The sequence below is a fragment of the Devosia nitrariae genome (assembly GCF_030160115.1).
Lineage (GTDB): Bacteria > Pseudomonadota > Alphaproteobacteria > Rhizobiales > Devosiaceae > Devosia > Devosia nitrariae.
Window position 1 is genome coordinate 98317 of record NZ_BSNS01000002.1, and the last position, 20482, is coordinate 118798.

The following is a 20482-nucleotide window of genomic DNA, read 5'->3' on the forward strand; positions in this document are numbered from 1 at the left end:
AGGTGTCGCGCCAACTCGTTTCCAGCCGCTCCCCTTGTGGGGTAGGTCAGGAGGGGGTTAAACGGACCAGGGGCTGCCAGAACGAAAACAGGGCCAACCCGATGCGTATCCTCATTCTTGGCGGAACCGGCGAGGCGCGGGAGCTGGCCGATCGGCTGGTGGGGATGGGCCATGAGGTGGTTACGTCCCTCGCCGGACGCACGCAGGACCCCAAACTCCCGCAGGGCAATGTGAGGATCGGCGGGTTTGGCGGGATTGCCGGGCTCGAAGCCTACCTTCGAGCGGCGCATGTCGAGGCGATCGTCGATGCCACTCATCCTTACGCCGGCACGATCTCGGCCCATGCCTCTCTGGCAGCGCGCAGCTCCGGCGTGCCGCTGGTGCGCTTGCTGCGTCCGGCATGGAAGCCGCCGGCAGGCGCGCGATGGACGATCGTTGCAACGCTCGCCGAGGCCGCGTCGAGCCTGCCGCACCAGGCCAGGGTATTGCTCACAACCGGCCATGCCGGGCTCGAGCTCTTCCTCGAACGCGACGACTGCACGTTTCTCGTCCGGCTGATCGAGCCGCCGCAGCATCCCCTGCCCCCGCATGCCCGACTGCTGTTGGCTCGCCCGCCCCACGCGCTCGAGGACGAATTGGCGCTGTTGCGGCAGGAGCGCATCACCCACCTCGTCAGCAAGAATTCGGGCGGCGAGCAGACGGCGGCCAAGCTCGAGGCTGCCCGGCAACTGAACATCGTGGTGATCATGATCGAGCGGCCCGTCTATGGGCCGGCCGTCGAAGTCGCGAACGTCAAAGAGGCGCTCGCAACGCTCGAGATCGGATAGGCGCGCCGTCATCGCCGCTCTCCGGTATGGCGCCCCAGCGCACAGGTGGCTTGCGCGGATTTGCGCTTGGCGAGCACCAGTTCGCCGCAGGCCAGCACCGCCGCTTCGGCGACACTTTCAAGACCCGTGTGACGCGCCACCGCTGCCGACGGGGTCGGAACCTGCGCGGCGAAACGCGTGAGGTCATTGGCCGGAAACGCGCGTACCGGCACGCGAAAATGTCGCGCCGCCGCGAGGATAGCCGCTTCCCCAGCCTTGGCCTCGAGTGTTGCCAGCAGGGTCAGATCGGATGAAGGATGGCCGGCCTCGGCGAGGGCGGCTTCGATGAGGGCGATGAGCTCCGCAGCGGGCGCGCCACGCCGGCAGGCAATGCCGGCGACGAGCCCGGCGTACACTCCCTCAAGGGGGACAAGAACCTGCATGACAGGCGCCTCTTCGTGACGAACGACAAGAGGCAGGTCCGCGAAAACCGTAGCAGCTCCGGACTTGGCCCCCGGCTTGGGTCGGCCGCACCGAACTCTGTTTCAGTTCCTCATATGGAACGCTGCGCTGGCGATCTTCTAGAGCACTTCCCCTCCTGATGGAACCAGAACAGGAGCTCAGGCCTCGTTTTCGCATTGCAAAAACAGCGACCGCCTTTGGCCGGAAAGCCGGGCGTGCGGAGGAACAGCATGGCCAATCAAGGGCTTGGACGGGCATGACCGGCTAACAAGAATGCTTCTGAAAATCAATGTCAGAACAAGAACTTGCCGAACGTCGACCCCCGGTCTATGCCGCTGGGCTTGGATGCCTCAAGGAGCGGCCGCAGCATGGCAGACATCTCGACCCGGCGCACGATCGCCATTTCGGCGACAAGCCTTGTCGTCGCGCTGATCGTGCTTGGCCTCAAGGGTCTCGCCTGGCAAATAACCGGTTCGATCGCGCTCTATTCGGACGCCCTCGAATCGATCGTCAACGTGGTGACGGCGCTGATAGCGTTGGCGGCTGTGGTGTTGGCGGCCAAGCCGGCCGATGCGGCCCTACCCTATGGCTATCACAAGGCCGAGTACTTCTCGGCGGTCATCCTTGGCGTGATGATCATCATCGCGGCGCTGCTGATCTTCCGGGAGGCTTGGCTTGGCTACCTCGAGCCCGCCCTGCCGCAAGCGCCGGTCGAAGGGCTAACGGTCAGCATGGTGGCGACGGCGATCAACGCGGTCTGGGCATACGTGCTCATCCGGCATGGACGCCAGGCCATGTCCCCGGCGCTCGAAGCGGACGGCAAACACCTCTTTACCGACGTGCTCTCCACGCTCGGCGTCGTTGCCGGGTTGGTGCTCGTCTATCTCACCGGCTGGGCGGTATTCGATGCGGTGCTGGCGGGGCTGGTGGCCCTCAACATCCTCTGGTCGGGCTGGACGGTCATCCGGGACAGCGTGGGCGGGCTGATGGATGTCGCCGTACCGACCGACACGCAGCAGGTGATCCGCGAGGTGATCTCCAGCAATGCCGAAGGCGCCATCGAAGCGCACGACATCCGCACCCGGCAGGCGGGCAGGATGACGTTCATCGACTTCCATCTCGTGGTGCCCGGCACCATGAGCGTCTCGGACGCGCATACCATCTGCGACGGTATCGAAGCCAAGCTGCGCGAAGCGGTGGAGCCGGCACAGATCACCATCCATGTTGAACCCGAGGAGAAGGCCAAGCACTCGGGGATTGTGGTGGTCTAGTTCCGTTCTTCGTGCGCGAGGCCCCAGTCGCCGAGCCTATCGAGCACAGGAATCAGCGTGCGGCCGTAGTCCGAATAGGCGTAGGTCACCGTCTCGACCTTGCCTCGGCGCGCGCCGGTGCGGATGACAAGACCATCGGTCTCGAGCTGGCGCAGATGTTCGATGAGCATCTTGGCCGAGATTCCGGGCAGTTGCCGCTGCAGTGCGTTGAAGGCCACCGGACCCGGCCGCAGGGCCCAGAGGATGCGCGTTTTCCATTTGCCGGCGATCAGCCGGATCGTCACCAGCGCCGGGCAGTGCAGCATCTTCGCGTCTGGTTCGGGACCGCTTACCACTTCGTAACTCCTTGAAATCGCGCCTGCATCGCGTCATCTCCAGTGGACCGGAGGATCAGCAGCATGACTGTACCAAGCCTTTACGACTGGGTGGGCGGAATCGCGGCGCTCGAACGCTTGACCGCAGCGTTCTACGACAAGGTGCGAGCCGACGACGTGCTGGGGCCGGTCTTTGCGCGCATGAGCCCCGATCATCCGGCGCATGTGGCGGCTTTTCTCGCCGAAGTCATGGGCGGGCCCAAGCTCTACTCGGAGCGCCATGGCGGCCATCCCGAAATGATCCGCCACCACCTCAGCCGCAATTTGAGCGAGGCGCAGCGGCGACGCTGGATCAACCTGCTGCTCGATACTTATACCGAGCTCGGCCTGCCGGACGATCCCGAATTCGCCTCGGTACTGGTCGGCTATCTCGAATGGGGCACGCGGATGGCCGTGCTCAATTCCCGGCCCGGCGCGACGCCTGCGCTCGACGAGCCCATGCCAAGATGGGGATGGGGCGAGGTCGGCGGGCCCTATCAAGGCAAACAGGGCTGAGACCTTGCCGAATCCGGCCGCTCAACGCACACTTGCCGACATGCGGATTCTTCTTGTGCTCACCGTCGCCGTTTTCAGCCTGATCCCGCCCGTTTTTGCGCGCGAGCTCGGCCGGGGACGCTACGAGAACGTGCGCTTCGGCTACGTCGCCGGCATTCCGCCGGGCTTTACCGGCCAGGGCGAAAGCGACAACGGCGACGGGCAGGTGTTCGACCAGAGCGCAAAGGGGCAGGTGCTTACCGTCTGGGGCAGCCATTTCCTGGAAGCGGATTTCGAGGCAGAGGTCGCCGCGCGCATTGGATATGCCGAAGAGGACGGCTGGACCATCGCGGCGCAGACGGTGACACCGCGCTGGGCCAATTTTTCGGGCGTCCTCGGCCAGCGAATGCTGGATGCCCGCATGATCCTGCTCTGCGACGGGACGAGCTACGCGGTGATGACCGTGCAGTATTCCGTGGTCCATGCCGGCGAGATAAAGGACAGGCTCCCCCAGCTCGAGGACATGTTCCGGGCGACGGGGTGCTAGGACCAAATCCTGAAGCGGTCGCCTTCCTCGAACATTGTATTGGCCGCTTCAACGGCCGACGACCAATCTTGGCCGCCGAATACGCGGTGGAAAGCCAATCCCAACAGGATCGGCACTGCCGCGCCTTCCGGATAGTCGGCGGGCGCGATAAAGGTGTGTGCGCCGGCGGAGCGGAAAGCCTGCGCAAAAGCATCGGTGCCGGTGTTGCAGGCGGTTGAGACGACGATCGGTGGCACCGAGCGGACGTGCTCCGCCATCAGCGCGGCATCGAGCCGGTCGTTGGGCAGGACCAGGGAATCGACGCCGGGCGCCATTTCGGGAAAGACGAGACCGCCCTGGTCGCCATGACCGCTGACAAGAGCGAAGTCGGCACTACTCCCGAAGGCATCGAAGGCATTGGGAAAATCGGACGGCTTGCCGACAGGCCGCAGATGCACGTCGGCGCCAAGATTTTCGAGCAGGGCGCGCAGCAGCAGCGCCTCGCCGATATCCTCGAGCGCAACCAGCGCAACCTTCATCCTAGAACTCGATCCCTGCCTGTGCCCTCACGCCGGCGCGGAAAGGGTGCTTGATTTCGGTCATTTCGGTGACGAGATCGGCGATCTCAATCAGCTCGTCCTTGGCGTTGCGGCCGGTGACGATCACATGGGTGTCGCGCGGCTTGTTCCTCAGGGTTTCGACCACCTCTTCGATCGGCAGGTAGTCGTAGCGCAGGCAGATGTTCAGTTCGTCGAGCAGGACCATCCGGTAGCGCGGGTCGGCGATCATCGCCTTGGCTGTTTCCCAGGCGGCGCGGGCAGCAGCGAGGTCGCGCTGGCGATCGGCGACGTCCCAGGTAAAACCCTCCCCCATGGCCATGATGGTCACCTGATCGGGGAATTTCTCAAGCACATCGCGCTCGCCCGTGCCCCATTTGCCCTTGACGAACTGCACGACGCCGACGTTGAAGCCATGGCCGATGGCGCGGAAGACCATGCCGAACGCTGCCGTCGACTTGCCCTTGCCCTTGCCGGTGTGGACGATGAGCAAGCCTCGCTCCTCGGTCTTGGTGGCAAGGATCTTGTCGCGCGCCGCCTTCTTCTTCTTCATCTTCTCAGCGTGATAGACATCGCGCTCGGCCTCGCTCATGAGGTCGGTCTTCTTGGGCGTACGGTCGGTCATCTGAGACGCTCCGCATGGTCGATGATGATACGCGCCGCCGCTTCAGGCGGCAGGTCAGTGGCGTCGAGGTCGAGCCGGTTGGGGTGGTCGACGTTCAGGATCTGCCGCTTCCCCCGCCAGAAGGGCATAGGCCGAATTGGAGCGCGGCGTCCAGAGGCCGCGCTCGCGGGCCTCATTGAACCTGGCGATCAGTTCGTCGTAGCCGAAACGGTTGTTCGCCTCGAGGAAACCGCGCACCGTTTCGTTTTCGACGAACGCCTCGAAGGCGAGGTCAAAGTGGTGGGGCTTGACCGCGCCGGTGGTGGCAGCGAAGGCGAACATGTAGTCGACGGTGGCGATGATCTCGAAGGCGCCCTTGTAGCCGTGGCGCATCATGCCAGCGATCCATTTGGGATTGACGACGCGGGCGCGCATGACGCGGGCGACCTCTTCCTCGAGCGTGCGGGTGAGCGGGCGCTCAGGACGGGAATGGTCGCTGTGGTAGGCGGCCGGTAAGCGGCCGGTCAGGGTTTCGGCCGCCGCCACAAGCCCGCCCTCGAACTGGTAATAGTCGTCGGAATCCAGGATATCGTGCTCGCGATTGTCCTGGTTGTGGACGACCGCCTCGATCCGCGAAAGGCGCGCCTTGAACAGCTCGCGCTCTGGTGTGCCATCGGCGTGGGCGCCGTAGGCGTATTGACCCCAGTTGAGGAAGGCCTCGGAGAGATCGGCTTTCGTGCGCCACTTGCCGGAGTCGATGAGGCCCTGGAGACCGGCGCCATAGGCCCCCGGCTTCGAGCCGAAAATCCTGTGACCGGCGAGGAGCGCAGCCTCCGCCTCGGTCTTGCCCTCCTTCATCAGACCCAGCGCTTCGGCGCGCATGCGGGCGGCGATCGGGTTCTGGTCCTCGGGTTCGTCGAGGGCGCCGACGGCGCGGGCGGCCTTGTCGAAAAGGGCGATCTGGGCCGGGAAGGCGTCGCGGAAGAAGCCGGAGATCCGCAGAGTGACGTCGACACGGGGGCGGCCGAGCCTTGCCAACGGGATGATTTCATAACCGGAGAGGCGCAGCGACGTCGGATCCCATTTCGGCTTGGCGCCGATGAGGGCCAGGGCTTGGGCGATATCGTCGCCGCCGGTGCGCATGTTGGCCGTGCCCCAGACGGAAAGCGCGAGGGATGTGAGATAGACGCCGTGGTCCTGGAAGTGGCGCAGAATAAGGTTCTCGGCCGATTTGCGGCCGAGTTCCCAGGCTGCGTGGGTGGGTACGGCACGGTTGTCGACGGAGTAGAAGTTGCGGCCCGTCGGCAGCACGTCGAGGCGCCCGCGCGAGGGGGCACCGGAGGGGCCGGGGTTGACGAACTTGCCGTCGAGACCTCGGAGCAAGGCTTCGATCTCGTTGGACCCGGAGACAGCAAGGCGAGGTCGGATGACCGTTTCTATGGTGTCGAGCACGGCCGCGGTTGCGCTCCAGTCCGGATCGGGCGCACGCCCCTCCACGAGCTCGGCGGCAAGGGTTTCCAAGGCTTCGACGACCTGCCCGACAGTGCGAAGGCTTGCTGGTTGTTCGCCGATGAACGGTAGTGGCGGCCCCCTCCACTGGTCGCCGAGCTTTGCGGTCAACGGGTCGAAACCGAGCTTGACGTCGTCGGCGAGGGCGCGGATGAGGCTGGCTTCGCCGGCGCTGTCGCTGCCGCGTGGCGTGCGGGCGAGAGCGACGATCAGGTCGCGCTCCATATGACCCTGCGGCGATCGGCCAAGGATGTGCAGGCCGTCGCGGATCTGCGCTTCCTTGAGGTCACAGAGGAAGTCGTCGATCTCGACAAGGGCGGCATCGGGATCGGAAGAAAGGCCGATGTCCTCGTCGAGCCGCGCGTCGCGGGTGAAATCGAGGATGCGGCGCTTGAGGTCGGCGAGGCGGCGCCGGTCCATGCCCGCGGCGGCATAGTATTCGTCGAGCAAGGCCTCGAGGTCCTTTAGGGGACCGTAGGTTTCGGCGCGGGTCAGTGGCGGCACGAGATGGTCGACGACGACGGCACCGGTGCGGCGCTTGGCCTGCATGCCCTCGCCCGGATCGTTGACGATGAAGGGATAGAGGTGCGGAAGCTGGCCCCAGAGGGCGTCGGGATAGCTCTCTTCATCGAGTGCGACCGACTTGCCCGGCAACCATTCAAGGTTGCCGTGCTTGCCGTTGTGGATGAGGGCGTGGGCACCGAAGGCGTGGCGAAGCCAGAGGTAGGCGGCGATATAGGCGTGGGGCGGCACGAGGTCCGGATCGTGGTAGTTGGCCGCGTCGTCGCGCTCATAGCCGCGGGCGGGCTGCAGGAGGATGGCGACGTTGCCGAAGGTCAGCGCCGGCAGGTGGAAAGCATCATCGCGCACGAAAGGATCGCCGTCCGGAGCGCCCCAGCGGGCGGTGACGTCGGATTGGATCTTGTCCGGCAAGGTGGCGAAGAGTTCGCGGTAGCGGGCGAGCGGGAAGCGGATACCCTCACCGCGTTGCGGATCGGCGTTAGTGGGTCCGGCTTGGAGCTGCTTGATCAGCGCGTTGCCGTCTTCTGGGATTAGCGAAGGCCCCCTCACCCGGCGCTGCGCGCCGACCTCTCCCGCTGAGGGAGAGGTGATCGGTGGCGCGTCGGTAGACCTTGCGGCGTGTTGCGACATCTCAGGATGGGTCCCGGCCTTCGTCGGGATGACATCCGGGGAGTGGGAGGGTTCGAGGTCATACCCTGCGCGCTGCAGCGCCTTCAAAATCTCGATGGTCGACTGCGGTGCGTCGTAGCCGACGCCGTTGGCGAGGCGGCCGTCGCGCAGGGGATAGTTTGCAAGCACGATGCCGATGCGGCGCTCGGTGCGGGTCGCGGCGCGCAGGCGCGCCCAGTTGGCGGCGAGGGTGGCGGCGCAGGTGATGCCCTCTGCGTCCGGGGCGTAGGCGGAAAGAGGGCATTGGGTGCGGTCATGCCAGACGCCGTCATGCTTGTGGCCGACGAGTATCATGCCGGAGCGCCCGTCGACCTCGGGCAGGACCACCTGCATGGCGAGATCCCTGAGCGTGAGACCCGCCTTGTCGTCGAGCCAGGCCTGGCGAGGACGGCCGTTTTGCAGGAGTTGGAGAACGGGCGCGTCGGCGCCGGCGAACGGATTGGCCTTGGGCTCGATGGCCTCGATGCCGACGGCAAAGCCGGTGAGGTTGAGGATGACGGCGGGCGGGAAGCGCTCGAAGGCGGCTTGCACCATGCGCACACACGCACCCTCCTTGAGGGAAGAGACGACGAGTGGGACGGGGCGGAGACCGCGCGCTTCAAGGGCGGCGATGAGGGCTTCGACAGTGGCGGTGCCCGCGCCTTCGAGAGCGGCCCGATAAAAGAGGATGGGGGCGTAGTTCGGCTCCCCTCCCCTCAACAGGGAGGGAGGCGCATTGTGGCGAACGTCCAGAGCATCCGCATTGGTCATGCCGAGGCCCGGGTACCAGAGGCCGAAGCGGGGGAAGGGCTCAATGCCGATCCCTGCGACGTCCTCGCCGGCGGCGAGGTGTTTCATGGCGGCAAGCAGCCGATCGGCGTTGTCGGGGCCGCCGGCGACGATGAGGCCATGGAGGCGCGACCAAGTCTCGGCCGAAACGGTCGAACGCTCGATGAGGATGGGGTCGGGATCGGCATCGCCCGAGATCAGCGCGAGGGCTGTGTCGGCCTGCCCGCAACGGGCGATGAGTTCGTCGACGCCGTACTGGAAATAGGAGATGCCGCCGGTCAGGCGCAGGACAACGGTGCGGGCGTAGCGCACGGTGTTCTCGATCCAGAGGTCGACCGACAGGTTATGCGAGAGCCGCATGAGGTTGGCGAGGCGCAGGCCCCCTTCGCCCGAACGGTCGGCGGCAGCGGCCAGCATCATCAGCTCGCTGTCGGCCGAGGAGGCGTAGACGATCTCGCCCGGGGTCTGGGCGAGATCGATGGCCTCGCCCTCCTGCTGCAGTGCGCCCGCCTGGGCGGAAAGTAAGTGCATAAGATCCTAGAGCGCGAAATCGCGCGCTCCACCTTTTTGTTGTCGCGGGATTTTTCGCGAAAACCGTTTCCCATCCCGGATCAAGTCCGGGACAGGCTTTTTTCGCATCCCGCTCTAGTTGTCCTGCGGCGTGCGCGCGGGCCGATATTCGAAATTGGCCCGGACGATGCCGTGATCCGTGGTGCCCGCGGACTTGTGGTCCTCGAAGTTGAGATGGTCGGTGAGAATCTCCAGCCCGTCGAAGGCCCAGATCCGCTTCCTGCTGTTGTCGTAGAATTCCTGGCTGACGAGGATATGGTCGAGCGATTCACGCTCGTTCTGATAGATGTGCGTGTAATAGACGTCGCGGGTGCTGCGGTATTGCTGCAGCGTCTGGCCGGAATAGAGGCCGGCATCGGTGCCGCCGGTCGAGAGGCCCAGTAGGTAGTTGGGTTGGCCTGTGAGGATGTTGACGGTATTGGAGAGCGTGCCGTCGTTGACGTCGCCGAGTATGACCGCCGGCTGATCGGTCCCGCGCAAGCGCTCGACGAGGATCATGCGCAGGGCCGCGGCCTCTGCCGTGCGACGGATGGTCGAGATCGCCGCGCCCAGCCCCTCGGCATGACGCTGATGGATGTTCCTGACGTACCAGCCTTCCCGGAAGATGTCCGTCGGGCGCTTCGATTTCAGGTGACACACATAGACGTGGATATGCGGATGCTGCGGGCGGGTTTCGATTTCAAAATGCAGCACAGGGCGTGAGAAGCTGGTGATGCCGACGGAGATCTGGGGTGTCTGCGGATCGTCGCCCCGGCTCTGCAGCACGAAATCGGCGGGAAAGGCGGTGATCCATTCCGGCTCGCCGGCGAGCATGTCACTGCGTACCGCGCCGGCACAGACGATGCTTTGGCCGGAATGACCCGCCGGGGCAAGGACGGTGTGGGTATCCTCCAAGCCCGCCCGCGCGATGGCAGCCTGTAGCGAATCTGCGTGCCAGAGCTCCTGAAAACCGTAGACGTCGGCATGCATGCGCCTCAGCGCCGTGCCGAGCCAGGCGATCTTGGCCTCGTACTGGTCCTGCGTCCAGCCGGCGGCCCCATACATGGGCAGGCCGGGCTCGTTGAGATTGTAGAGGTTGCAGGTGGTGAAACTGACGGTCGTGCGCGCCATTGCGTGTTCCCCTCGTTAAGGACCGGCGCCGCCAGCCGGCGCCGGATACAAGCCTAGCAAGGGCGGGTTGCGGTTCGGCGACGCCCGCTTCTGTTGGCTCCCCTCCCCCTATGCAGCCGCGGCGATCGCCGCCCGTTCGAGACTCGCGGTGATCGCCGCCCGGTCGAGGGGGCTTTCGCCGATGACGACGAGGGCCGTCTCACGAGTCTCGCCGTCCGCCCAGGGGCGGTCGAAATAGGCGGTGAGGCGCGGGCCGACGGCCTGGATGGCGAGGCGCGCCGGAGCCCCGTCGATGGCAGCGAAGCCCTTGAGGCGCAGCACGTCGTGGGTACGGATCGTCTCCTCGATGGTTTTCAGCAGGGCATCCTTGCCGGCTATCCTGGGCATGCGCAGCGAGAACGAGTCGAAATCGTCGTGTTCATGGCCTTCCCCGTCATGCTCGAGCTCGTGGTGGCTCTCGCGGCCTTCGAGATCGTCCTCGGAGCCGACGCCGAGCCCGAGAAGTGCGGCGACGTCGACATGGCCGTTGGCGGCGCGCACGATACCCGTGCCCGGACGCATCTCGGCGCGCACGCGGTTCTCGACCTGGCCGAGTGCTTCGACGCCGACGAGATCGGTCTTGTTGAGGACGACGAGATCGGCGGCGACGAGTTGGTCCTCGAACAGCTCGCCCAGGGGGGTCTCGTGGTCGAGCATGTCGTCCGCCTGTCGCTGGGCATCGACGGCCGCCTCATCGGAGGCGAAACGCCCTTCGGCAAGAGCGGCGGCATCGACGACGGTCACCACGCCGTCGACGGTCACCTGCGCCTTGATCTGCGGCCAGTTGAAGGCGCGGATCAAGGGCTGCGGCAAGGCGAGACCCGAGGTTTCGATGACGATGTGGTCGGGCCGATCCTCGCGCTCGAGCAGCGCCTGCATGGTGGGGATGAAGTCGTCGGCAACGGTACAGCAGATGCAGCCGTTGGCGAGCTCGATCATATCCTCCTCGCGGCAGGTCTCGTCGCCGCAGCCGGCGAGGATCGACTTGTCGACGCCGATGTCGCCGAACTCATTGATGATCAAGGCGATGCGCTTGCCCTTGGCGTGGGAGAGCATATGGCGCACGAGCGTCGTCTTGCCGGCGCCGAGGAAGCCGGTAATGACGGTCGTGGGGATCTTGGTGCTCATGAGAGGCTCCGCGAGAACTGATCGTTGAGGCCGCCGAAGACGGCGCCGAGGATGATCCAGAACACTGCCGTTGTGCCGAGGGTCGCGGCGGCGAACTGGGTGGCAAGGTGCGCGGGAACGGTTGAAGGCTCGTCGGGCACGGCCGGCGCGCCGAGGACGTGCGGCAGCACGACGAGGATGACCGCGGCTAGGATCGCCCAAGGCGCGCGGGTCTTGACGAGGAGGAGCGCGGCGGCGCCGGTGGCAAGGGCGGTGCCGACCCACCAGACCTGGCGGGCAAAGAGATCGCCGGCGGGCATGCCCGGCAACTCGGGCGCAAGCCCGAAGGCCGGCGCCAGCGAGAAGACGAAGAAGCCGGCAATGCCCCAGAGAACACCGTTGGCGAAGGTGATCGGAATGCTGGCCAACATCGAGACGGCGCCCAGCACCAGGGCGAAGCCGGCGGCGGCGAGAAGGTTGGCGAGGACAGTATAGGCGGTGCGCTCAAAGCCGTCCTGCGGGGTCCACTCCTCGACGACGGCGCCACCATCGCCTTCGGTGATTTCATGGGTATGCTCGGTGCCGTCCTCGTGGACGTGACCTTGCCCGTGCGTGTGACCTTCGCCCTCGAACGTCTCCGCATAGAGGATCAGGGGCGTAACACGAAAGTGCTGGATCGCCGACATGACGAGGCCAGCGCAAAGAGCCGCGAGGACCGCGGCAAGAAACAGATTGCGGAACATAGTTTCAGTTTCCCGGTTTCCGGATGCGAGACCGAACGCCAAAAGCGATGCTCGCCTTGCCGATCACGCGCCGCCTGCCCTAGTGGCAGGGAAAGCCCATGGCGTGGCGGGTGTCGTGGGCGCCGTTATGCAGGCGATAGTCGCCGGCAAAGCCGGTGCCTGCGAGCAGCACGAGACCGAGCATCAAGGCCAGGCACCCTGCGACGATGCGCTGGGACAGGGAAAGGGACTGAAAGCCCGACTGGGCGGTGGTGGTAGTGGTATTCATTGTGGCGACACCCTCCGTGCGCGAACAAATTGGACCGACAAGGCCCGGCTCGACGTGCTGGCAGGTCTCCTGGCTGGCGACGTCTGCGGACGCGGTGTCCGCAATGTCTGCCTCACCTTCCCAGCACACGGCCAGTGGCAATAGAGGCGGACGCATCGCTTACAGTTGCGGGGGCAGCCACGGAATCGGTCCCTGATGGGTACGCCTCACCGTGTTCCCTTTTGATCCTCTCGCCCGCCGGGTCCGAGGAACCATCACACCGCAGATGTTGCACGCGCAAGCGAGCCGGTCAATGCTGTGGGCAATTCGCCAAGTGGAGGATCAAGCCGATGAAGAAGATTGAATTCTCGCGAGAGGAGACCAAGGCGATGGTCGGCGAGATCCAGGACTATTTCCGCGAGGAGCTGGACCAGACGATCGGCGACATTCCGGCCGAGATGCTGATGCGCTTCTTTGCCGAACGGATCGGCCCCTATTTCTACAATCGCGGGCTTTACGACTCGCAGGCGATCCTGATGGAGCGGATGGACGAGCTGACCGATACCATCTACGCGCTCGAGCAGAAGACGGATTTCGTGCGGTAGTTGCTGGATGGTCGCGTTTTCGAACCGCAAAAGCGGTGCCCACTTTTGCTGAAAACGCTCCAGACCTCGCGTCCTCCCTTGCCAGAAATGCAAAGAGACGGTCAGCTCCGCGTCAGCTCCCATCCTGTGATTCGCCAGTGCAAAATTGGGCTTAAACGTCCCGACCTTCGCGCCGATCGGCCTGCTCGTCGCCTCCAACGTCTTCATGACCTTCGCCTGGTACGGGCACCTGAAGTTCCCGCATGCGGCACTTTGGGCCGTGGTGCTGGTCAGCTGGGGGATCGCCTTTGTCGAATACTGGCTGGCGGTGCCGGCCAACCGCATCGGTTACGGCACCTATAGCGGAGCGGAGCTCAAGACCATCCAGGAGGTCGTCTCCCTCTCGGTCTTCGTTCTCTTTGCCGTCTTTTATCTCGGCGAGAAGTTCACCCTCAACCACGGCATCGGCTTTGGGTTCATCGCGCTCGGCGCGTTCTTCGTCTTCAAGGGGCCGCTGAAGTAATCCCTCTGTCACGTCGATGTCACCCCAGCGTGACAGTGCCGGATTAGCTTGACCGCCTCCGGAGCTCTTCCGTCCGAATGAATCGGAACGCGAGCTCTGGGCTGTTGAATTATCGCGTTTTCGAACCGCAAACGTGGCATCCACTTTTGCTGAAAGCGCTCCAACCGAGGAGGCCAGAATGATCGATCGTCGCACACTCCTGAAAGCGGCGGGCGCCGCCGCGCTGGTGACCCCGTTTGCCGGATTTTCCGTAAGGCCGGCCCTTTCCCAGGAGGCGCCCGTGTTCCAGTTCGGCATCATCGCCGATCCGCAATACGCGCCGTTCCCGCCCCGACCCGGCGGCACACGCTATTATGCCAACAGCCTATGGAAGCTCGATACGGCGCTGAAGACACTAAACGAGGAGCCGCTGGAGTTCGTGGCAACGCTCGGCGACATCATCGACCGGCACTGGGACAGCTACAGCGACATCCTGCCGATCTATGACCAACTCGCCCATCCGCACTTCTTCGTCCTTGGCAACCACGACTACGAGGTCGGGCAGGACTACCTTCGCTCGGTCGTGCGCAATATCGGGTTGGAGAAGGCCTATTATGATTTCACCGGTGGCGGCTACCGGTTCCTGGTGATCGATGGCAACGACGTTTCAACCTTCGCTCCGCCGGCCGACGATCCGCGGCTCGAGATCGCCGCCGAAAGGCTTGCCAAGCTTACCGAAACCGGCGCCGAGAATGCGCAGCCCTGGAACGGGTCGCTCAGCGACGAGCAGTTCGCCTGGATGGAAGAGCGTCTTGCGAGCGCCAAGGCGGCCGGCGAGAAGGTGATCGTGCTCGGCCACTATCCGGTCTATCCGGCCAACATGCACAACCTCTGGGACAGCGAGCAGATCGTCGAGTTGTTGACAAGCCACGACAATTTCGTCGCCTATTTCAACGGACACAACCATGCCGGCAATTACGGCGCGATCGGCAACCAGCACTTCGTCAACTTCAAAGGCATGGTGGAAACGCCGGACGAGACCGCGTTCGCGACCATTGCTGTCCATGACGATCGGCTAGAGATCACCGGGCACGGCCTTGAGGAAAGCCGCAGCCTCACCATCGGCTAAAAACCGATGGGGGAAGGCCGCGCGGGTGGCTTTCCCGTATGTGGTTGCGCCGCAGAGACCAACGGGCGAAGGCGCCGGCCAGACTTCTTTGTCGTCAGCCCCAGCCCGGGAACGGGTCCGGCAGGCGAGACCAGCTTTCCGGGTCGTAGACGCGGGCCGGCACGAGGCATGCGTCGAGCTGGCGGCGCACGGCCGCCTCGTCCATAGGATCGATGCCGATGAAGACGATCTCCTGGCGACGATCGCCCCAGACGGGATCGAGATAGGGCGCCATCGACGCGCGCCAATCGGGATCGTCGGGCCAGCGATGCTCGGGGACGGCGGCCCACCAGAGACCGCGCCGCTCGGTGCGCACCAGGGCGCCGGCCTGGCTTAGTTCGCCCACATGCCACGGGCGGGTGGCGAGCCAGAAGAAGCCCTTTGCGCGGACGACACCTGGCCAGGACCGGTTGACGAAGGCATTGAAGAGCTGCGGGTTGAACGGCTGGCGAGCACGGTAGACGAAGGAGCGGATGCCGTATTCCAGCGTCTCCGGCACATGGTCGGTAAAACCGCTCAGCTCCTTGAACCAGAGCGGATTGGCCTGCGCCGTTTCGAGATTGAAGAGGCCGGTATCGAGCACCGCCTCCAACGGCACCTGCGCGAAATCGGTTTCGATGATGCGGGCGACAGGATTGAGCGCCTTGATGATCTTGCGCGCGGCCTCGCGCTCGTGCGGTGCGGCCGTCGAGACTTTGTTGAGAACGATAACGTCGGCAAACTCGATCTGATCGACGAGGAGATCAACCAGTGCCCGCTCGTCCTCCTCGCCAAGGGATTCGCCGCGATCGCGCAGGAAATCCTGCGAGGCATAATCCTTGAGAAGATTGGCGCAGTCGACCACCGTGACCATGGTATCGAGGCGGGTGACATCGGCCAGCGAAAAGCCGGTTTCGTCGCGGAAATCGAAGGTCGTGGCGACGGGCAGCGGTTCGGAGATGCCGGTCGATTCGATGAGGAGGTAGTCGAAGCGGCCGTCGCGGGCGAGGCGGGTGACCTCAGCCAGGAGATCGCCGCGCAGAGTGCAGCAGATGCAGCCGTTGGACAGTTCAACGAGCTGCTCATCGGTGCGCGAGAGATCAGCTCCACCCTCGCGCACGAGGGTGGCATCGATGTTCACCTCGCTCATGTCGTTGACGATGACGGCAACGCGCCGGCCGTCGCGATTGTTGAGGATGTGATTGAGCAGAGTGGTCTTGCCGGCTCCCAGGAACCCTGAGAGCACGGTGACGGGGAGCTTCCCGGACATGACTGGCCTATTGGAAAAGCAGCGACTGATGGGCGAAGGCGCCGGCGGCGGTGCCGTGGCCGATAGCGGCGGATACGCTGTGCATCGCGTGGGCAAGATCGCCGGCGGCGTAAACGCCGGCAACGCTGGTCTGGCGCTTGTCGTCGACGCGCACGAACGTTGCCGGCCCCATTGTCTCGTGGGCACAGCCGAGCTGCTCGGCAAGATCGGTGGCCGGCAGCACCTGGCGCGGCGAGAAGAGAGCGTCGACTTCGTAGGTGCCGCGCTGCGTGCGCACGGCGCGGATCTGGCCGTCGATCTGCTCGATGCCGATGACGGGCTCGGCGACGAGCCTGGCGTTGTAACGGGCAATGGCGTCGCGGGCGGCGGCGTCGAGTTCGGCGCCGTCGGCAAAGACAGTCAGATCGCCGGTCCAGTCGCTATAGAGCGGCACGGCATGGGCGATGGCCTCAACCGGGATCAATGTGCCCCAGCGGCGGCCGGCAACCTCGTAACCGTGGCAATAAGGGCAATGCAGCACCGATTTGCCCCAGCACTCGAGGAAGCCGGGCAGATCCGGGAATTGGTCGGCCACACCATAGGCGAGGACGAGGCGGCGCGCCTCACGGGTTTCGCCATTCTCGAGTGTCAGCGTAAAGCCGTCACTGCTCGTTGCCACGGTGGTGGCCCTGGCAGACTCGAAGACCACGGTTTCGTAGGCTTCGAGTTGGGCGCGGCCCTTGGCCAGGAGCTCGATCGGCGGCGTTCCGTCCATGGCAAAGACGTTGTGGGCGGCAGCCGAGAAGCGGTTGCGCGGCAGACCTGTATCGAGCACGCGCACCCTGCGGCGAGCGCGGGCAAGAGCGAGGGCGGCGCTGATGCCGGCAAAGCTGCCACCAACGACGATCACGTCATCCATGGTCATTCTCCGAGGCAGTCGACGAGGGACGCGGCAATACCGCGAAGAAGTTCGGGGTAGAGATCGGGGCCTTCGGTCAAAAGCCCAGCTTCCGGATCGAGCACGCCGGTCCTCGCACCAGTGCCCCCGGTGATGGCGCTGATGATCGTCGGCTCGAACTGCGGTTCGGCAAAGACGCAGGCAGCGTCGAGTTCAGCAACACGTGCATTCAGCTCGTTGATGCGCTGGGCCCCGGGCATGACCTCGGGCGAGACGGTGATGGAGCCGGCGACGGTCAGGCCGAAACGGTTCTCGAAATACTGGTAGGCGTCGTGGAAGACGATGAACGGCCTGTCAGCGACCGGGGCGACGGTCTCCTCGATCTCGGCGGTCAAGGCGTCGAGCTCGGTGAGCTCGCGCTCTGCGTTGGCCGCATAGGCCTTTGCGTTTTCAGGATCGGCTTCGGAAAGCGTCTCTGCAATGAGCGAGACCATGGCCTTGGCGTTCTGCGGATCGAGCCAGAAGTGCATGTCACCCTCTTCGTGCTCGTGGCCGTCCTCCTCATCGTGGCCGTGCTCCTCGTGACCCTCCTCCTCATGGGCGTGGTCGTGCCCCTCGCCCTCATGTTCATGGGCCTCGAAAGCGCCACCCTCGCGCACCGGCAGCAGGGTAACGCCGGGCGTTTCGGCGAGCTCGACAACCGTTGCATCGATGGACAGCGTTTCAAGCGCATCGGCCAGAAACAGTTCCAGGCCATGGCCGGTCCAGAAGACGAGATCGGCGTTCTGCAGAGCCCCGGCATCGGACGGTCGCAGGGCATAGGTGTGGGGGGACGCGTTGCCCTTGACGAGAAGCGTCGGCTCACCGACGCCTTCCATCACCGCCGCGACCAGGGAATGCACCGGCTTGATGGACGCCACCACACTCGGCGCAGCGTTTGCCGTGCCGGTGAGCAGGAGTGCCGTGACGAGGGCAAGGGGAAGGGAACGGTGCATGGGCAGGCCTCTTGACGTGTGGGAGGGAGTGAACGAAGTGTTATGTTATTACGTCGTTGCAGCGTTATGCTATAACGTGTAGAGCGAAGTCAAGACGGCCGTTGCAGGACTCCGGGCAAGACGCAGACATGGATGCCAGGTCACCCAAAGAAACGCTGATCAGCCTTGAAAACGTCGCGGTTCGACGCGGCGCGCGTGCGCTCGTTTCGGGCATCGGCTTTTCAATCGCGCGCGGCGAGATCGTGACCCTTATCGGCCCCAACGGCTCGGGCAAGTCGACGACGGCCAAGGTGGTGACGGGCGTCATCAAGCCGACGAGCGGTGAGGTGACGCGCCGGGCGGGGCTCAAGATCGGCTACGTGCCGCAGAAGCTGACGATCGACTGGACGCTGCCGCTGACGGTCAAGCGGCTGATGACGCTGACCGGGCATTTCAGCGCCAGCGAGATCGCTGCGGCGCTCGAGGCGGTGGGCGCGCGGCATCTCATCGATGCGGCGGTGCAGGAGCTCTCGGGCGGGGAATTCCAGCGAGTGCTCTTTGCCCGCGCCATGATCAGGAAGCCGGATCTGATGGTGCTCGACGAGCCGGTGCAAGGCGTCGATTTTTCGGGGGAGCTCGCCCTCTACGAGCTCATCCGCAAAATCCGCGACACGACAAACTGCGGCATCCTGATGATCAGCCACGACCTGCACGTGGTGATGGCCGAGACCGACACGGTCATCTGCCTCAACGGGCACGTCTGTTGCCGGGGCACGCCGGAGACGGTCAAGTCCAGCCCGGAATACCAACAGCTTCTCGGCGACCGTGGCGCGCGCGCGCTGGCGTTCTACCAGCACCACCATGATCACGAGCACCATGCCGACGGCTCGGTGCATGTGCACGAGCACTCGCATGAGATTTCGCATGAGGGGCATTCGAAGGGGCATTCTCACAAAGGACTTGGGCATGCTTGACGACTTCTTCACCCGTGCGCTCGTCGCCGGGGTCGGCCTGGCCCTCGTAACCGGGCCGCTCGGCTGCTTCGTCGTGTGGCGTCGCATGGCCTATTTCGGCGATACCATGGCGCATTCGGCGCTCCTCGGCGTCGCGCTCTCGTTCATGCTCTCGCTCAACGTGACGCTCGGCGTGTTTGCCGTGGCGGCGCTGGTTGCCGGGGCGCTGATCGTGCTGCAGCGGCAGGCGACGCTTTCGACCGATGCGCTGCTCGGCATCCTTTCACATTCGACGCTCGCCGTCGGCCTGGTGCTGGTCGGGTTCCTGACGACGGTGCGGATCGACCTCATGGGGTTCCTGTTCGGCGACATCCTCGCCGTCTCCGTTGCCGACATCGCCGTCATCTATGCGGGGGGCGCGGCGATCCTTGCCGTCATCGCCTTCGCCTGGCGGCCGCTGCTCGCCTCGACGGTGAGCCCGGAGCTCGCCGAGGCCGAGGGACTGCGCCCGGAGGCTGCGCGTATCGTGCTGATGATCCTGATGGCGAGCGTCATCGCCATCGCCATGAAGCTGGTGGGCGTCCTGCTCATCACTTCGCTGCTCATCATACCGGCGGCGACGGCGCGGCGCCTCAGCGCCACGCCCGAGATGATGGCCGGGATCGCGGCACTACTCGGGGCGGTTGCGGTCATTGGCGGACTCTACGGCTCGTTGACGTGGGACACCGCCTCGGGGCCGTCGATCGTGGTCATGGCGCTCGTCGTCTTTGCGCTTTCGCTTCTCGTACCGGTCGGATACCTTTTCGGCAGAAAGGCACATCATGGCTGAACCACACGACGCCCCGCGCGATCTGACGCGCAACCAGGGTCTGGTGCTCGGAACACTCAACCGCTCTTCGGCGCCGCTCAGCGCCTATGACATTCTCGACAAGCTGCGCGAGGAAGGCCTGCGCGCGCCATTGCAGGTCTACCGGGCGCTCGACAAGCTGGTGGAGCGTGGCCTCGCCCACCGGCTGGAATCGCTCAATGCGTTTGTTGCCTGCGCCGACGCTCACTGCCACCGCAAGGGCCTCATCGCCTTCGCCATCTGCGAACGTTGCGGGCGGGTTGACGAATTCGCCGACGAGGTGATCGAGGAGCGGCTTTCGGGCTGGGCCGCTAATACCGGCTTCAAGACCGAGCGCACGACCATGGAAATCCGTGGCCAGTGCGCCGAGTGCTTGAAGGCTGCCGCCTAGCGCCTTCTTAAGGCCTGCCCTGCCGGGTGAACTTCAGGATGTGCACGCCCGCCGCGCCGTACTCGCGGCGGTCTTCCAGCTCGAATCCTTCCGGAAATTCGATCACCGCATCGCTCGATTCCTCGAAGACGACGGTGGCGCCCGGAGAGAGCCAGTTCCCGTCGCGCAGCGAAACCAGGGCCGCCTCGCCAAGTCCCCTGCCGTAGGGAGGATCGAGGAAGGCGAGGTCGAAGGGCTTGATCGAGCCTGCGGGACCAAGGGCGGTCGCATCGCGCCGCAGCAGCTTGGCGATGCCTCCTGCCCCGAACGCGTCGATGTGGTCGCGGATGAGGCCGCGTGCCTCCGCGCCGGTGTCGACGAAGGTGACATGGACGGCGCCGCGTGACAGTGCTTCGAGGCCGAGGGCGCCGGTGCCGGCAAAGAGATCGAGGACGCGCAGGCCATCGAAGTTCGGGCCAAGGCGGCTTGCAAGGATGTTGAACATCGCCTCGCGCACGCGGTCGGCCGTCGGCCGGATCGAAAGGTCGGAGGGGGTCGTGAGCTGTTTGCCGCGAAAGCGGCCGGCAACGATGCGCATCG

The 20482-nt window shown here is 64.9% G+C and carries 23 protein-coding genes and 1 riboswitch; of the genes, 10 read left to right on the forward strand and 13 right to left on the reverse strand.

Annotation, left to right across the window (positions count from 1 at the left end; all coding sequences use genetic code 11):
• The first annotated feature begins 101 nt into the window (after positions 1-101).
• Positions 102-827, forward strand: coding sequence for a cobalt-precorrin-6A reductase (locus QQK18_RS01110; RefSeq protein ID WP_284338430.1), 726 nt, complete (start codon positions 102-104; stop codon positions 825-827).
• An 8-nt stretch (positions 828-835) separates the two neighbouring features.
• On the opposite strand, the gene QQK18_RS01115 is transcribed toward QQK18_RS01110, so the two are convergent.
• Positions 836-1249: a cobalamin biosynthesis protein gene (locus QQK18_RS01115; RefSeq protein WP_284338431.1), complete on the reverse strand. Its 414-nt coding sequence runs from the start codon at positions 1247-1249 to the stop codon at positions 836-838.
• 387 nt (positions 1250-1636) lie between these two features.
• Between QQK18_RS01115 and QQK18_RS01120 the strand changes: the two genes are divergently transcribed.
• On the forward strand, positions 1637-2539 hold the full coding sequence (locus QQK18_RS01120; RefSeq protein ID WP_284338432.1) for a cation diffusion facilitator family transporter: 903 nt from the start codon (positions 1637-1639) through the stop codon (positions 2537-2539).
• Here QQK18_RS01120 and QQK18_RS01125 read toward each other — a convergent pair.
• On the reverse strand, positions 2536-2874 hold the full coding sequence (locus QQK18_RS01125; protein ID WP_284338433.1) for a winged helix-turn-helix transcriptional regulator: 339 nt from the start codon (positions 2872-2874) through the stop codon (positions 2536-2538). The genes QQK18_RS01120 and QQK18_RS01125 overlap by 4 nt on opposite strands.
• A gap of 63 nt (positions 2875-2937) precedes the next feature.
• Between QQK18_RS01125 and QQK18_RS01130 the strand changes: the two genes are divergently transcribed.
• Both QQK18_RS01130 and QQK18_RS01135 read left to right on the forward strand, forming a co-directional pair.
• Positions 2938-3408 carry a group II truncated hemoglobin gene (locus QQK18_RS01130; RefSeq protein WP_284338434.1) on the forward strand — a complete coding sequence of 157 codons (471 nt, stop codon included), beginning with the start codon at positions 2938-2940 and terminating at the stop codon, positions 3406-3408.
• Positions 3409-3448: 40 nt separating this feature from the next.
• A complete protein-coding gene (locus QQK18_RS01135) occupies positions 3449-3934 on the forward strand; it encodes a hypothetical protein (RefSeq protein ID WP_284338435.1) in 486 nt (161 codons plus the stop codon).
• On the opposite strand, the gene QQK18_RS01140 is transcribed toward QQK18_RS01135, so the two are convergent.
• The 7 genes from QQK18_RS01140 to QQK18_RS01170 form a co-directional block, all read right to left on the reverse strand.
• Entirely contained in the window at positions 3931-4452 is a 522-nt protein-coding gene (locus tag QQK18_RS01140; RefSeq protein ID WP_284338436.1) for a hypothetical protein, read from the reverse strand. The genes QQK18_RS01135 and QQK18_RS01140 overlap by 4 nt on opposite strands.
• A gap of 1 nt (position 4453) precedes the next feature.
• Complete coding sequence (cobO, locus tag QQK18_RS01145; RefSeq protein ID WP_379994708.1) at positions 4454-5062, reverse strand: cob(I)yrinic acid a,c-diamide adenosyltransferase; 609 nt, start codon at positions 5060-5062, stop codon at positions 4454-4456.
• Between the two features lie 87 nt (positions 5063-5149).
• Positions 5150-9073, reverse strand: a complete 3924-nt coding sequence (gene cobN / locus QQK18_RS01150) for a cobaltochelatase subunit CobN (RefSeq protein ID WP_284338438.1) — start codon at positions 9071-9073, stop codon at positions 5150-5152.
• A 114-nt stretch (positions 9074-9187) separates the two neighbouring features.
• The gene (locus QQK18_RS01155) at positions 9188-10222 is read right to left on the reverse strand and encodes an endonuclease/exonuclease/phosphatase family protein (protein WP_284338439.1); all 1035 of its coding nucleotides are present in this window, start codon (positions 10220-10222) and stop codon (positions 9188-9190) included.
• Positions 10223-10330: 108 nt separating this feature from the next.
• Positions 10331-11389, reverse strand: a complete 1059-nt coding sequence (gene cobW / locus QQK18_RS01160; RefSeq protein ID WP_284338440.1) for a cobalamin biosynthesis protein CobW — start codon at positions 11387-11389, stop codon at positions 10331-10333.
• Positions 11386-12111 carry a CbtA family protein gene (locus tag QQK18_RS01165; RefSeq protein WP_284338441.1) on the reverse strand — a complete coding sequence of 242 codons (726 nt, stop codon included), beginning with the start codon at positions 12109-12111 and terminating at the stop codon, positions 11386-11388. The genes cobW and QQK18_RS01165 overlap by 4 nt, the downstream gene beginning before the upstream one ends.
• Before the next feature lie 79 nt (positions 12112-12190).
• On the reverse strand, positions 12191-12379 hold the full coding sequence (locus QQK18_RS01170; protein ID WP_284338442.1) for a CbtB domain-containing protein: 189 nt from the start codon (positions 12377-12379) through the stop codon (positions 12191-12193).
• Between the two features lie 42 nt (positions 12380-12421).
• Positions 12422-12650: riboswitch (cobalamin riboswitch) on the reverse strand.
• A gap of 58 nt (positions 12651-12708) precedes the next feature.
• On the opposite strand from QQK18_RS01170, the gene QQK18_RS01175 reads away from it, so the two are divergent.
• From QQK18_RS01175 to QQK18_RS01185, 3 genes are all read left to right on the forward strand, one after another.
• On the forward strand, positions 12709-12963 hold the full coding sequence (locus tag QQK18_RS01175) for a DUF2164 domain-containing protein (protein WP_284338443.1): 255 nt from the start codon (positions 12709-12711) through the stop codon (positions 12961-12963).
• A 145-nt stretch (positions 12964-13108) separates the two neighbouring features.
• A complete protein-coding gene (locus QQK18_RS01180) occupies positions 13109-13465 on the forward strand; it encodes a DMT family protein (RefSeq protein WP_284338444.1) in 357 nt (118 codons plus the stop codon).
• Between the two features lie 178 nt (positions 13466-13643).
• A complete protein-coding gene (locus tag QQK18_RS01185) occupies positions 13644-14573 on the forward strand; it encodes a metallophosphoesterase (RefSeq protein WP_284338445.1) in 930 nt (309 codons plus the stop codon).
• Positions 14574-14667: 94 nt separating this feature from the next.
• Here the strand turns inward: QQK18_RS01185 and zigA are convergent, their stop codons facing one another.
• The 3 genes from zigA to QQK18_RS01200 are packed head-to-tail and all read right to left on the reverse strand — an operon-like array spanning position 14668 to position 17733.
• Positions 14668-15861, reverse strand: a complete 1194-nt coding sequence (gene zigA, locus QQK18_RS01190; protein ID WP_284338446.1) for a zinc metallochaperone GTPase ZigA — start codon at positions 15859-15861, stop codon at positions 14668-14670.
• 7 nt (positions 15862-15868) lie between these two features.
• Positions 15869-16759, reverse strand: coding sequence for an NAD(P)/FAD-dependent oxidoreductase (locus QQK18_RS01195; protein ID WP_284338447.1), 891 nt, complete (start codon positions 16757-16759; stop codon positions 15869-15871).
• A 2-nt stretch (positions 16760-16761) separates the two neighbouring features.
• The gene (locus QQK18_RS01200; RefSeq protein WP_284338448.1) at positions 16762-17733 is read right to left on the reverse strand and encodes a zinc ABC transporter substrate-binding protein; all 972 of its coding nucleotides are present in this window, start codon (positions 17731-17733) and stop codon (positions 16762-16764) included.
• A gap of 128 nt (positions 17734-17861) precedes the next feature.
• Between QQK18_RS01200 and znuC the strand changes: the two genes are divergently transcribed.
• From znuC to QQK18_RS01215, 3 genes are read left to right on the forward strand one after another with little or no spacing between them, the layout of a single operon-like run.
• Positions 17862-18686 carry a zinc ABC transporter ATP-binding protein ZnuC gene (gene znuC, locus QQK18_RS01205; RefSeq protein ID WP_284338449.1) on the forward strand — a complete coding sequence of 275 codons (825 nt, stop codon included), beginning with the start codon at positions 17862-17864 and terminating at the stop codon, positions 18684-18686.
• Entirely contained in the window at positions 18679-19494 is an 816-nt protein-coding gene (locus QQK18_RS01210) for a metal ABC transporter permease (protein WP_284338450.1), read from the forward strand. Before znuC ends, QQK18_RS01210 begins: the two co-directional genes overlap by 8 nt.
• A complete protein-coding gene (locus tag QQK18_RS01215) occupies positions 19487-19903 on the forward strand; it encodes a Fur family transcriptional regulator (protein ID WP_284338451.1) in 417 nt (138 codons plus the stop codon). The genes QQK18_RS01210 and QQK18_RS01215 overlap by 8 nt, the downstream gene beginning before the upstream one ends.
• A 7-nt stretch (positions 19904-19910) precedes the next feature.
• Here the strand turns inward: QQK18_RS01215 and rsmD are convergent, their stop codons facing one another.
• Complete coding sequence (rsmD, locus tag QQK18_RS01220) at positions 19911-20480, reverse strand: 16S rRNA (guanine(966)-N(2))-methyltransferase RsmD (protein ID WP_284338452.1); 570 nt, start codon at positions 20478-20480, stop codon at positions 19911-19913.
• Positions 20481-20482 lie beyond the last annotated feature (2 nt).